This window comes from Myroides oncorhynchi, from assembly GCF_020905415.1.
GTDB classification, from domain to species: Bacteria; Bacteroidota; Bacteroidia; order Flavobacteriales; family Flavobacteriaceae; genus Flavobacterium; species Flavobacterium oncorhynchi_A.
The window spans coordinates 947,001-961,466 of the sequence record NZ_JAJJMP010000001.1 but is presented as its reverse complement, the minus strand read 5'-3'; the positions used below and the strand labels follow the sequence as shown (position 1 = coordinate 961,466).

The window sequence follows — 14,466 nt, the reverse complement described above, 5'->3', positions numbered from 1 at the left end:
ATGTTAAAGAACTGGTTGAAAATATATTGGTACAATACGATGAAGCACAAGATATATTTCTTGTTGACTGTAGTAGGATTGACACTAGGTATTGCGTCAGTTGTATTAGCATCGTTATACTATCTAGAAGAGACTAGTTATGATCAATGGAACCCGAATAAGGATGAGGTGTATCTCGTAGAGACAGTAGCTCCGAATTTCTCTATGACAGATCAGTTTCGCCCTATGGGAAGATATCTAAAGGATAATTATAAGGAACTAGATGATTATATGTACTTTGGATATAATGGTTCCTTAAACTTTATTTATAATGAGAAGAAGATAGATGTAGAAGAGATATATGGCGTACAGGATAACTTCTTTGATTTTTTTCCATTCGAGTTTGTATATGGCAATACTGAAAAAGCGTTAGTTAATCCGAATGATGTTGTGATAGATATTAAAATATCTGAAGCACTGTTCGGGAAAGGAGTAAATCCAATAGGTAAGACAATAGAAGCTATCAATCCTGATTACGAAGAACAGGGTAACACCAAGTATATTATCTCTGGTGTATACAAAATAGGAGACCTACGCAGTTCTTTTGCTCCTAATGCGGTTATGAATAATTTATCAATAAAGTCTAGTAGTAGTGATGACTGGGAGGGATTTGGGTTCATTTTATGTGTGAAGACTAAGCAACCTGAAAAAATTAAAAAGGCTATAGTGGAGCTTAGAGATAAATATGTTGCCATTCCTAATGCAGAGAAGGAAGGTCTAACATTAGAGCAATACAAAGAAGAAGAGCCTTTCAAGTACTATACAGGAGATATCGTATTAAATAAGCTTGCAGATTGCCGCATGTTACCGAATCAAAGGTTATTCCCTGCAGGTAGTGCAAATGTGCAAATGCTAAACATTAGTGTATTCTTATCTATGACGATACTCTTACTTTCTATTTTTAATTATGTCAATCTATCATTAACACAAGTAGTGAGTAGAGGAAAAGAAATAGGAATGAGAAGAGTAGCTGGTGGAGGTAAGAGAAGTTTTTATCAACAGAGTATTTTCGAAACTGCTATTGTGGTTATTCTTTCTTTAGTATTAGCTATTTGTATTATTGAGCTCATTTTACCTTATATCAATGTGTATTTAGAGACGAATATCACATTCTCGTTTATCAACGATTTAGTTGTTCTTATCGTTATTTCAACGTTAGTGATTTTGGTATGTGGTAGTATTCCTGCTTTGTTTATTTCAAGATTTGAAATTGTCAAACTACTAAAGGGAAGTATAATCGGAACTAAAGGAGGTAAATGGCTTAGTAATGGATTCTTAGTGCTTCAATTTGCAATAGCTTGTTTCTTTATTATAGGTTCTATCATCGTCAATGAACAAGTAAGTTATATGCTCAATAAAAGTCTTGGCTTTAAAGGAGATCAAGTTATTAATATAGAGTTTCTAAGTAATAGTAAATATACAGGAAAGCGCGCTACTAAATATGCAAGCTTCAAAGCCGAACTAGAGAAGATAAAAGGAATCGAGTCGGTATCAACTAGTAACGTAAGTTTTGCAGGTAATCGTGGAGGTGTATTCGGTACCTATCATAACAATGGAAAAGAAAATGTGATGATTAATAATGCCATGATTGACTATAATTTCTTTGATGTATTAGAGATTGAGTTAAAAGAAGGGCGAATGTTATCTGCTCAATTATCTTCTGATAGTTTAGATAATGTGGTAGTGAATGAGACTTTTGTACGTACCATGAATTTGGTTAAGCCTCTTGAGGATCCAATAGAACTGCTAGGTAAGAAGAAAAAAATAGTGGGAATAGTTAAGGACTTTAATGTCGAGGGACTAGAAGAGAAAATATTGCCATTTGTATATTCTTATATGCCAGAGACTAAGCATAGCTATGGGATGTATTCTGTTGTGTATATTAAGGTTGATCCACAACAACTTAGTAAGGCTATAGTAGCTATCGAGAAGCTGTGGAAGCAGTATAATATAGAAGAAAGAGATGAATTTAAATACAAATTTGTAGATAAGCAGTTTGCAGAGACCTTTGATAAGGTACAGATAGAGAAGAGGATATTCAATATTCTGAGTATTGTAGTTGTGTTCATTGCCTTATTTGGATTGTTTGCAGTATCATCTTTCACTATAGGTACAAGGTTAAGAGAAGTGGCTATTCGCAAAGTGTTAGGAGCAGACACTTCTGGATTATTAAGACAGCTATCATTCCAGTATATAATCTATTGCATAATAGGATTTGGGATAGCGGTATTCCCTAGTTATTATTTTTTAAATAAGTGGTTAGAGAATTATGCTTACCGCATAGAGATAGATTGGAGTGTGTATGTGTATAGCTTACTGTTGATTTTAGGATTGACATTGTTGATTGTTATCAGTCGTGCTTATAAAGCGACTAGAGTAGATGTATTAAAGTATATTAAATACGAATAGAGATGTTAAAGAACTGGTTAAAGATTTATTGGTACAATACGATGAAACACAAGATGTATTTCTTGTTGACAGTAGTTGGGTTAGCGATAGGTATTGCGTCAGTGGTATTGGCGTCGTTATACTATCTAGAAGAGGCTAGTTATGATCAGTGGAACCCGAATAAGAATGAGGTGTATGTGGTGGAAAGTAGAGGTAATACTGCTGTAAACTGTAGTCAACCTTTTGGGTTAGGGAATATACTAAAAGACAATTATGAAGATGTAGAAGCATATATGTATTATAATGGAGTGTATCACACTGCAGATGTAGAGGTGGTAAATACACAGTATAATATAGAAAAGGTTTTATATGCACAAAAAAACTTCTTTGAGTTCTTTCCTTTTGAATTGATTTACGGCAGTAAAGATTCTGCATTTAAGAATCCTAATGACATAGTGATAGACTTACTGACATCAGAGATGTTATTTGGAAAAAACAGTAATCCACTAGGTAAGGAAGTTAAGATACAAGACGAACGATATACTATATCTGCCGTATATAGAATAGGAGATAATAGAAGTTCAATTAGTCCTCAAATAGTAGTAGATAAGATTAGTAAACAGGAGGAGGAATATAAAAATGATTGGTTTAATAGCAACTTTAATTTGTTAATAAAGACTAAGAATAAGGATAAAACTGAAGAGGATGTCAACTCACTTTTTACTAAGAATTTTTATGCTGTGATCGCTCAGTCTAAAGGAGTATCGGTACAGAACTTAATAGAGAAGGACTTTAAAGAATTCTACTCAAAGCAATATTTACGTTCATTAAATGGTACTAGAATGACGTCAGCAGAGTATGTCTTCCCAGAAGGGATTACGAATATGTTGATGTTAAGGGTTATTATAGGATTATCTGTGATGTTGTTACTGTTATCAGTATTTAATTATATCAACTTATCTCTATCGATTTCGCTTAATAGGACTAAAGAAGTAGGTATTCGTAAAACGGTTGGAGCTAGTCGTGTTGATATCATTCAACAGAGTTTGTTTGAGTCGTTATTAACCACAGGATTAGCTGTCTTGATAAGTATCATATTAGTGGAGTTAATGGTTCCGTTCATCAATACATTTGTAGGAACAACTATTGATTTCTCCTTAATAAAATTTGCCTTATTGTTAATTGCGCTCCTTATTGGAGTTGTTTTACTTACGGGATATTTACCTGCGTTATATTTAAGTAAACAAAATACTTTACTTGTGTTAAAAGGTTTAGCCGTTCGCAGTAAGGGAGGACAGGTAATAAAGAATGTATTTCTAATAGTTCAGTTTATTATTGCTAGCTTTTTTATTGTTAGTGGAATAACGGTTTATAAGCAAGTTGATTTTATGATGAATAAAGATTTGGGATTTAAAGGAGAACAAATAATAGGTTTGCTTTTTTTAGAGGAAGAGCGCTATGAGAGTTCGGATAATAGGTTGAATAAATATTTTAACTTTAAAGAGGAGCTTAAGAAGCTAGAAGGAGTAGAAGAGGTTAGTACAGCGTCTAGTCATTATGGTTCGGGTGCATTATCTAATATATTTACTTATTGCACTTATAAAGAGGAACAGTTTTTAGTAGAACAAGTTTCTATGGATTATAATTATTTTGATATGTATCAGATAAAGATACAATCAGGAAGAAATATAAGTATTGATATAGCTTCAGATAGTATTAGTAATGTGGTGGTGAATGAGGCTTTTGCTAGAGCGATGAAGGAACCTGAGCCAATCGGGAAATATCTAGATATAAGTGATTTTAAATATACAATTATTGGGGTGGTTAAAGACTATAATAATGATAAGTTAGATAATGCTATTAAACCTAAGATATACACACACTTTAATACAAATCAGCGTGTAAAAAGAAATTTTGTATACGTGTCTGTTAAATTGAATAAGGCCAATATAGAAAAAACACTGGTTGCTATCGAAAAGGTTTGGAAGAAGTATAATATAGAGAGCAAAATACCTTTTACTTATGATTTTGTCGATAAGCGTTATGCAAAAACGTTTAATCGAATTTTATTGGAAAAGAAGGTATTTAGTATTCTGAACTACATTGTAGTGTTCATTGCCTTATTTGGATTGTTTGCTGTATCATCTTTCACTATAGGTACAAAGTTAAGAGAAGTGGCTATTCGCAAAGTGCTAGGAGCAGAGACTTCTGGGTTATTAAGACAGTTATCATTCCAGTATATAATCTATTGCATAATAGGATTTGGGATAGCGGTATTCCCTAGTTATTACTTTTTAAATAAGTGGTTAGAGAATTATGCTTACCGAATAGAGATAGATTGGAGTGTGTATGTGTATAGCTTACTGTTGATTTTAGGATTGACATTGTTGATTGTTATCAGTCGTGCTTATAAAGCGACTAGAGTAGATGTATTAAAGTATATTAAATACGAATAGAGATGTTAAAGAACTGGTTAAAGATTTATTGGTACAATACGATGAAACACAAGATGTATTTCTTGTTGACAGTAGTTGGGTTAGCGATAGGATTATCAGCTATGATTATTTCGTATTTATATTATACTGAAGAAATCTCTTACGATACTTGGCACAAAGATAGTGATCGTGTATTTATGGTAGAGACTAAGTTTTCTGAAGAGGAGAGTTGGCCAATGTTATCTTATCCTTTTGGATCTAAATTAAAAGAAATATCACCTGAAGTAGAAGCATATTCTTATGTAGATAATAGTTATGACGATGGAATGTTAGTTTACAATGGGGAATTGCTTTCTTATACCAAGGCTATTAGTGTACAGTCTAATTTTTTTACTGTATTTCCTTTTGAAATAGCAAGTGGAAGTCAACTACAACCTTTTAATGCCCCAAATCAAGCATATATAAAAGATACATATGTAGAATACTTATTTAAAGATAAAGATCCTATAGGACAAACTATTGTGATATGGGAGACGCCGTATGTAGTCAAGGGAGTGTTTAAGGGAACAAGTACATTAAGTTCTATCAATCCTAATATCATAATGAATGATTTAGATGAAAGGGAGAAAGAAGCTGTTGAAAAAGAGTATTGGGGAAACTACAACTCTGCTTTATGGATAAAACTAAAGGATGGGCAGTCTAAAGGAACTATAGAGAAAAGGTTACTCGCTATATATGATAAGTATGTCATGTTGCCTGAAGCAAATAAAAAAGGAATATCTATAGCAGAGTATAAACAGAGTAGAGGGGAGAATTTCTTCGCATTTTATTTGCATGAATTAAAAGAACAACGCCTTGTTAAGAATGTAGATTTAAATGCTCTACCAGAGGGCAATGCCAATGTAGATAGGATACATATAGCGATCGGCTTATCCTTTCTAATCCTATTGCTGTCGGTATTTAATTACATTAATATTACTACAGTACAGGTGATGAATAGAGGTAAAGAGGTAGGAATGCGTAAGACTTTTGGAGCTCGTCGTTTGAGTTTAATGTATCAAAATTATTTTGAGGCATCTATCACTGTTCTAATTTCTATAGTATTGTCCTTTGTGCTAGTTGAGTTTTCATTACCTAGTTTAAGAGTGTTTTTTAAGGCACAACTGAGTTTTAATATCTTGGATTTTATACCTCAATTATTCTTATTCTTTATTTTGGTAGTGGTTTTAGTAGGAACTATTCCCGCCTTATATATTTCTAGTTTTAAGACAATAGAAGTTCTTAAAGGAAATATAAAGAGAAGTAAGAAAGGAGTGTGGTTTAAAAATATTCTATTGACAGTTCAGTTTATTGTAGCGTGTTTTTTCATTATAGGTTCTTTTATTGTTTATCAACAAGTGAATTATATACTGACCAAGAATCTTGGATTTTCTTCTGAACAGATAGTAGGTGTATCCTATAATTTTAAGAAAGGAGTAGGTAATAAATTAGACGTGTATGAGAGATTAAAAACAGATGTTTTAAAACTGAGTAATGTCGAAGGAGCAAGTGCTTGTTTATTAGATATAGGAGGTAGCCGATATGTGTCTTCAGGATTTAATTATAATGGAACTGATGTACAACCTGGTATAGCAGCTATCGATTATGATTTCTTGGATTTGTATCAAATTAAAATGACTGAAGGAAGGATGTTGTCAAAGGATTTCGCTAATGATAGTATTCAGAATGTATTGATTAATGAGAAAGCAATGTACTTAATGGGAGAGTCAGAACCTGTAGGTAAGAATATTAAGTGGAATGGCGGGGAATATACTATAGTAGGGGTGGTGAAGGACTTCAATTTAGTAGGACTTAGAGAAGATTATAGACCATTATTATTTGTTGCATTATCTAATAATCAGTGGGGAACAACTATGAAAGAGATGTCTATTAAGATAAAAGCTGATAAAGCAGAAGAGACGATGCAGGCTATAGAACAGATTTGGAAGAAGCATAATATTACTGATTTACCATTTCAATATGAATTTGTTGATAAGCGTTTTGCAAAGAGTTTTGAACGCTCTATACAAGAGCGAAATGTATTCTTAGTATTGAATTTATTGGTTGTATTTATTGCTTTGTTTGGATTGTATAGTTTGGCATCTTTTACTATCAATTCTAGGTTAAAAGAAATAGCAATTCGCAAAGTATTAGGGGCGGGAGCTAAGAGTTTGATTGAGCAATTGACGCTTCAGTATCTTGTGTATTGTTTAGTTGGTTTTGTTTTAGCTATCCTACCAAGTTACTATTTTTTAAATAAGTGGTTAAGTGATTATGCTTTTAGAATAGATATAAGTGTTCTGCCTTTTATAATGTGTTTTGTAATAATAATGATGTTGACCTTACTGATTGTTATTAGTCGTGCTTATAAAGCGACTAGAGTAGATGTATTAAAGTATATTAAATACGAATAGAGATGTTAAAGAACTGGTTAAAGATTTATTGGTCTAATGTGTTGAAGAATAAGATCTATTTTATTCTGACACTACTTAGTTTAGGAGTTGGTTTTGCTTCAGTTATTTTGTCTTTTGTACATTATAGAGAGGAGGCGTCTTATGATCAGTCTAATCCATATAAGGATAATGTATTTACTGTTGAATCAGTGTTGAATGCAGAGACAAGTTGGATAAAACTTCCTTATCCGTTTGGGGCAAAATTAAAAGAGGAATCTTCACACATCATCGATTATACTTTTATGGATAATTATTATGATAGTGGGGTAATGACGATAAATGGAGTTAAGAGAACTGTAGATAAAATAGGAACGGTACAGTCTAATTTCTTTGACTTCTTCCCTTTTGAAATTCTAAAAGGAGATAATAAAAAGCCTTTTTCAGGGCCTAATACTGCAGTTATAGCAGATGAGTATGCGAAAGTGCTGTTCGGAAAAGTAGATGTGATAGGTCAGTCTTTTGTTTTTAATAAAGAAACGTATGTCGTGAGTGCTGTTTATAGTTTAGGACATCAGAGACACTCTGTTATGGCAGATATACTAATTAATCCTGTAGATAAGTACGAAAAGGAGTCAATAGATGTATGGGGTAATTATAATTCATCTATATGGTTAAAGTTAGATAATCCAAAATATACCAAAGAAGTAGTAACATTGATAAAAGATATTCTAATAAAAGAAGTCTATGTTTCTTTAGCCCAAGATGAAGGACTTAGTTTAGAGGAGTATCTAAAAAAAGAAGAGGGACAGACTTTAGAAGAGTTTAAGGATGGTGAAAACAGGGGATTTAAACTACATTCACTTGCTAATCAAAGAATGCAAAAGGCTAATTGGTTAACAGGCACACCTGAGGGAGCGACTAATGTCTCAAGGATGTATATTATGATAGGATTATCTCTATTGATATTAATTTTGTCTGTATTTAATTATGTCAATCTAACTACAGCTCAGGCTATTAGTCGTACTCGTGAGGTTGGGATTAGAAAAACTCTAGGAGCAACTAGACTAAATCTGATCTCTCAAGGATTATTTGAAGCCTTGATTACTTCGTTGTTAGCGTGTATTGTTGCCTTTGTGATTATTGAGTTTTCGCTGCCTTGGTTAAAGGTGTTCTTAGCTTCTAAGATGGAGGTAGAACTGGTTTATATTGTGCCTTGGTTAACCTTGTTTATTGTTCTTATTGTATTATTAGCAGGTATTGTACCAGCTGTATTTACTGCTAGTTTTAAAACGTTAGAAGTATTAAAAGGAGAGGTAAATAAAAGCAAAAAGGGAAATACGCTGAAGAATTCGATGTTAGTAATACAGTTTGTTGTGGCGTGTTTTTTTATGATAGGAAGTTATATCGTTTATCAACAAGTGGATTATATGATGAATAAGGACCTTGGATTTAAAGGAGAACAGGTAGTTTTAATTCCTTATATCCCTAAGGTGGATTATAAAGAGAGAGTGAAGCTGTATTATTCACTTAAGGAAGAGATGACAAAAGTGAGTGGCGTGGAAGATGTGACCACAGCATCTATAAGTATAGCAAGTAGTATGGGGAGTTCATCAAGCTTTATGTATAAAGGCAATAAAGTTCAGGGGATAAATGTGGGAATGGACTATAACTATCTCGATATGTTTGATATTAAAATGAAAGAAGGCAGAATACTGTCTCCTAATTTTGCTAGTGATACGATATCTAATATTCTGATTAGCGAACGTACAGCTTATGAGATGAAAGAGGTTAATCCTATAGGGAAAGTAATCGAATGGAATGAGATACCATTAACCATAGTGGGTGTAGTTAAAGACTTTAACTTATATAATCTTAAAGCGAGCTATGTTCCATTAGTATACTTTCACTTAAAGACGGTGGACTGGGTGGGACTTAATAGCAGACAGATTTCAGTAAAAGTAAAAGGGGATAATGTAGAAAAGACAATGAATGAGCTAGCAAAAATATGGGAAAGAAGAGATGTATCTGAAGAGCCATTTAGTTATGAGTTCGCTGACAAACGTTTTGCTAAGACATTTGACAATGTGAAGAAAGAGCGCAATATTTTTATTACCTTAAATACAGTAGTTGTGTTTATCGCTTTGTTTGGACTGTTTAGTTTAGCGTCTTTTAATATTAATAATAGACTGAGAGAAGTAGCTATTCGAAAAGTGTTAGGTGCAAGTTCTGTTAGTTTGTTGAAACAATTATCTCTACAGTATTTAGTAATGTGCCTTGCAGGTTATGCTTTTGCAGTATTTCCTAGCTATTATTTTCTGAACAAATGGTTAAGTGATTATGCCTTTAGGATAGAGATAGGAGTATTGCCTTTTGTATTAAGCTTTGTTGCGATTATTGTATTGACAGGAACAGTGGTCTTTATAAAAGCGTGGTCAGCAACGAAGGTAAATATGTTGAAGTATATAAAATATGAATAACCATAAAACAAATTTAAATATGAAAAAATTAGTAATGTTCTTCTTATTAGTAGGAGGAAGTGTGTTCGCACAATCAAAAGAAACGCGTCAAGTAAATGACTTTAGTTCGGTTAAATCTTCACAGGCAATAGAAGTTAACTTCACTTATGGAGGAGCTAAAAGTGTCGTGGTAGAAGTAGAGAAGTCTGAGAATATGAAGGATGTCATAACAGAAGTAGGAAGTACAGGTGAACTAAGAATATATATAGATCAAAAATCTAATAAAAAATGGTTTAACGGTATTAATACAAAAGAATTTGGCAAAGTAATCGTGACTATTAGTAATCCTTCTCTAGAAGGTGTGAGACTATCTTCATCATCAAAGTTTAACTTGTTAAACAAGGCAAAAGCCAAGTCATTTGACGTTAAGGTAAGTAGCTCTAGTAGATATAATGGAGAACTAGTACAAGCTGATAATCTGTCTTTAGAAGCAAGTTCTTCTGCTGATATCAATGGGAAATTTGAAGTAATGAACAATGCTTCAGCAAGCGCAAGTTCTTCTGCAGATATTGACATCACATTAAAGGCGAAGAATGCAAGCTTTGGAGCTAGTAGTTCAGCAGATTTAAAAGTATCAGGAAGCGCAAATAAAGTTGAAGCATCTGCATCAAGTAGTGGAAGTATTAAAGGAAGTAGTTTTGTTACTAAGATGTTGGACGGCAAAGCGAGTTCTTCAGGATCTATGTTGTTTAATGTTACAGAGGAGGTTAATGGAAAGGCAAGTTCATCAGGTAGTATAAAGTACTCAGGTGGAGCTAAAATAGTAGATGCTAAGACATCATCGTCTGGTCAAGTTAAGAAAGTAGATTAGTTTAAAACCTAATATGGATTCTAATGATTAATAATTGGTTTAAGTTATATTTAAAGAGCTTTTTAAAAAGTAAGTTCTTTTCCATTTTAAATATCTTGGGATTATCTTTAGGGATAACTGCTTTGATATTAGCTATGCTATATTGGAAGCACGAGAAAAGCTATGATCAGTGGAATCCATATAAAGATAGAGTGTATGAGGTTTATCGAAATTTTAATGATGAACCAATGCCATGGTTATCTGCTCCTTTTGCTAATCAGTTAGATCAATTAAGTGATATAATTGAGGCATATAATTTTAGTTATAATAATTGGGAGGAAAGAAGTATTGAGATTGATGGAAGGAAAGATTACTTGTATGATGTGAAAGGAGTACAGGCTTCATTCTTTGAGTTCTTTCCTTATGAAGAGATTTATGGTAGTAGTGCAGATTATCAAAAACATTGGCAAGATGCTATTGCTATTGATTTAACCCAATCAGAAAGATTGTTTGGTAAAGGAGTAAATCCTATAGGTAAGAGCATTACAGTTAGTGAAGGACTAGTGCTCTCTATCCGTTTTGTATATAAAATACCTGGTAATTCATCACTATATCCTAAGGGAGTTGTTTCTTATGAAACGGAAGAATGGATAGCTAATAATAAAGAGAATAATTGGGGTGATGCTAATTATAACTTACTGATAAAACTAAAAGAAGGTATTGTATTAGCGGATGTAAGGGATCGAATAGCAAGGATGTTATATGACCCACTTCTGCAAAGAAGTGCTAAAGCAGGAGGAATAACAATCGATGAACTGATTAAAAAAGAGTTTAAAGGGGATATGTTTTATTTCTATCTACTTAAAGATGTTCATTTAAACCCTCAATCATCTGTCTTAGGTGCAGGGGCTTTAGCAGGTAAGATGCTGTATATATTAGTAGGTGCTTCTGTTTTATTAGTGTTATTGACTATACTGAATACAGTCAACTTATCTTTAGTATATGGTTTTAGACGTGCTAAAGAAGTAGGGGTACGCAAGACATTAGGAAGTTCTAGGAGACAATTAGTTTATCAGAATATTTTTGAGACGGCGATAACGATAGGGGTAAGTTTGGTATTAGCAACGGCGATGGTTGAATTAGTATTGCCTTATTTTAATTTATTGATTAATAGAACAGTTGTATTTAAGATTATTGAGTTTATTCCCTTGTTAATAAGTGTATTCATTATTCTTATTATTGTAGCAGGTGTAGTGCCAGCACTGTTTATTTCTTCTTTTGAGACGCTGAAAGTTCTCAAAGGAAATTATATGAGAAGTAAGTCGGGTGTTGTTATCCGCAATACACTTTTAGTTGTACAGTTTTTCATAGCTTTCTTCTTTTTGACAGTAACCATAATAGTGAATAGGCAAGTTGAATATTTGCTAAATCAAGACTTAGGTTTTAAAGGAGATCAAGTAGTTAATATAAACTATAAAGTAGATAATGTTGATGATAAAGATGTTTACTTTAAGAAATTCGTCTCTGATTTTAAGAAGGTAAAAGGAGTGAAATCTGTTACTGCTCATTCAGTTAATTTTGGAGGAGGTTATTATAGCAATTCTACTAACTATATAGGTGATGTTAGTGCACAAAGTGGTAATATAATTATAGATGAAGATTTTAAAGAGACATTTGATATTACGCTAAAAACAGGACGTTTTTTTGATCCGAACTTAAAGAATGATGGTGCGACTAATATATTAGTTAATGAATCTTTTGTACGTATTTTTAATTTAGGAGACAATGCACTTGGTAGAGAAGTAAAGTGGAATAATAGGATCTTTACTATTATTGGCGTTGTTAAGGATATGAATACACAAGGATTTTCTACACAGGTCGCTCCGTGTACTTATTTTTTGGCCAATGCAGCAGAGTGGTTTCATCTAATCCTAAGTACTATATCCGTAAAGATTGATACAGAAGAAACACAAACCACTTTAAATAGAATAGAAGATTTCTGGAAGAACCGAGTAGATAATACTTACCCTATAAAATATAGTTTTGCGAATCACGACTTCGCTAAAAGTTATGAGAGTACACTGTATCAGCGTACTTTGTTTATGATTCTTACTGTTATATCGGTGTTTATTGCTCTTTTCGGATTAATTGCTATCGTAGCATTTAGTATTGAGAATAGATTAAAAGAAATAGCTATTCGCAAGGTGCTTGGTGCTGAGGTAGGTGGCCTAATTTATCAGTTGACCAAGAAGTACTTTATCTATTGTATTTTTGGATTTATGATATCAGTATACCCAGTGGTGTATTTATTAAGGGTATGGTTAGAAGGCTTTGCCTACAGGATAGAATTGAGTTGGCAACCTTTTGTCATATCATGGGGATTACTAACTATGTTTTCGTTGGTATTAGTTGTGTTTAAGGCTTGGAAAGCGACACGTATTGATGTTTTAAAATATATAAAGTATGAGTAAGAGTTGGTGTTTATTATGGAGTTTATTGTTCAGCATAGTTTGTTTTTCACAACAAAAATGGACATTACAAGACTGTGTGGATTACGGTAAAGAGAATAGTTTAAAACTGATGGTTTCAGCCTTACAAGCAAAAGTAATCGAACAGCAAAAGCAGAGTGTAGCGTCTTATTACTTGCCAGACGTAACATTCAATGGCAATCAGAGTTACAATTTCGGTTCTGCCATAGATCCTAATACGAATAGTCGTGTGAGTTCTAATATGCAATCTACAAGAGCCTCTTTAGATGCTGCTATAACATTGTTTGATTATGGTAATTTTATTCAGCATAAAAAAGAATTATTAAATATAGATTATGCAAAATTAGATGAGGCTGAAGTGCTGTTTCAATATCAAACTGCAATATTAGAGATATTCTATGAAATAATTGGTTCACAATCTTTTTTAGGAATTCAAGAACAACAGTTAATTAATAGTAAAGCTAATCTTGAACGTGTACAAAAAGAAGTTGACGCTGGCGCTAAGCCTAAAAGTGATTTTTATGATATTGAATTTATTTATCACAATGAGACTATAAGTATTAAACAAACTGAAAATACACTATATAATCAAAAGCTGAGATTGCTTCATTTGCTGAACCATGACGGATTAGATGTAGAAAGCTTTAGTGTGGTACAAACGGAGGAATCTATTGCACAATCGACAGTTTATGAATTCAATCCTGTATTGGAAAAAAACCGATTAAAACAGCAACTTTTAGAACAGGAGAAAAAACTTATTATGTCTAAAAATTTACCTCGACTAGTAGGTAATTATCAGTACGGGTCTTTCTATTCTAAACCATTTAATAGTGATATCGAATTACGTACAAATTCGTTTTCAAAACAGATGGGCGATAACAAAAGTCAGTATGTTAGTTTTGGTCTAAGTATACCTGTTTTTCAAGGGGGGAATGTACGAAGACAGTTGCGTGTGAAGAATGAAGAATTGCGCTTAAATACCTTGAAAATAAAGGAAAGTGAAGTTAATCTAGCAAATCAAGTTAATGAACTAGAAGAAGAAATAAAACAACTTGAAAGTATTGCAAAACAGCTGCATAAAAGTATTGAAATGTCTGAGAAATCATTTGGTACAACACAAGCGAAATATGAGAATGGACAAGTGGATATATTTTCTTTTAATTCAGCAAAAAACCAATTGCTAAATTCCCAATTTGCAATTATAAAAAACGAATACAATCGATCTTTTATGAAAAATAAATTAAGGCTTTATAATACAAATTCATTATAGAATCTGTGTATTGAGGTATTTGTATTTAGAATATATTAACATTATAATTTCAAATATTCCTACTATATTTGCGTTAGTCAGAATTTATATTAAATTGTTGAAAACTA

At 32.6% G+C, this 14,466-nt stretch carries 7 protein-coding genes; all 7 read left to right on the top strand.

The genetic code is table 11. The features are described 5' to 3' along the window. Genes LNQ81_RS04230 through LNQ81_RS04200 form a run of 7 tightly spaced genes read left to right on the top strand, consistent with a single transcriptional unit; the run spans position 1 to position 14,359 of the window. Positions 1–2,448: an ABC transporter permease gene (locus LNQ81_RS04230; RefSeq protein WP_229944930.1), complete on the top strand. Its 2,448-nt coding sequence runs from the start codon at positions 1–3 to the stop codon at positions 2,446–2,448. Between the two features lie 2 nt (positions 2,449–2,450). Beyond that, positions 2,451–4,883 (top strand): ABC transporter permease, encoded by a 2,433-nt coding sequence (locus tag LNQ81_RS04225; protein WP_229944929.1) that lies wholly within the window; start codon positions 2,451–2,453, stop codon positions 4,881–4,883. A gap of 2 nt (positions 4,884–4,885) precedes the next feature. Beyond that, the gene (locus LNQ81_RS04220; RefSeq protein ID WP_229944928.1) at positions 4,886–7,315 is read left to right on the top strand and encodes an ABC transporter permease; all 2,430 of its coding nucleotides are present in this window, start codon (positions 4,886–4,888) and stop codon (positions 7,313–7,315) included. A 2-nt stretch (positions 7,316–7,317) separates the two neighbouring features. Beyond that, positions 7,318–9,771: an ABC transporter permease gene (locus LNQ81_RS04215; RefSeq protein ID WP_229944927.1), complete on the top strand. Its 2,454-nt coding sequence runs from the start codon at positions 7,318–7,320 to the stop codon at positions 9,769–9,771. Positions 9,772–9,790: 19 nt separating this feature from the next. Beyond that, positions 9,791–10,621 carry a GIN domain-containing protein gene (locus LNQ81_RS04210; RefSeq protein ID WP_229944926.1) on the top strand — a complete coding sequence of 277 codons (831 nt, stop codon included), beginning with the start codon at positions 9,791–9,793 and terminating at the stop codon, positions 10,619–10,621. A gap of 23 nt (positions 10,622–10,644) precedes the next feature. After that, positions 10,645–13,071: an ABC transporter permease gene (locus LNQ81_RS04205; RefSeq protein ID WP_229944925.1), complete on the top strand. Its 2,427-nt coding sequence runs from the start codon at positions 10,645–10,647 to the stop codon at positions 13,069–13,071. Then, entirely contained in the window at positions 13,064–14,359 is a 1,296-nt protein-coding gene (locus LNQ81_RS04200) for a TolC family protein (RefSeq protein ID WP_229944924.1), read from the top strand. Before LNQ81_RS04205 ends, LNQ81_RS04200 begins: the two co-directional genes overlap by 8 nt. Positions 14,360–14,466 lie beyond the last annotated feature (107 nt).

Bases quoted from the DNA above. Each gene is read 5' to 3' on its own strand.
- LNQ81_RS04230 (WP_229944930.1), top strand. From the start codon at position 1: ATGTTAAAGAACTGGTTGAAAATATATTGGTACAATACGATGAAGCAC.
- LNQ81_RS04225 (WP_229944929.1), top strand. From the start codon at position 2,451: ATGTTAAAGAACTGGTTAAAGATTTATTGGTACAATACGATGAAACAC.
- LNQ81_RS04220 (WP_229944928.1), top strand. From the start codon at position 4,886: ATGTTAAAGAACTGGTTAAAGATTTATTGGTACAATACGATGAAACAC.
- LNQ81_RS04215 (WP_229944927.1), top strand. From the start codon at position 7,318: ATGTTAAAGAACTGGTTAAAGATTTATTGGTCTAATGTGTTGAAGAAT.
- LNQ81_RS04210 (WP_229944926.1), top strand. From the start codon at position 9,791: ATGAAAAAATTAGTAATGTTCTTCTTATTAGTAGGAGGAAGTGTGTTC.
- LNQ81_RS04205 (WP_229944925.1), top strand. From the start codon at position 10,645: ATGATTAATAATTGGTTTAAGTTATATTTAAAGAGCTTTTTAAAAAGT.
- LNQ81_RS04200 (WP_229944924.1), top strand. From the start codon at position 13,064: ATGAGTAAGAGTTGGTGTTTATTATGGAGTTTATTGTTCAGCATAGTT.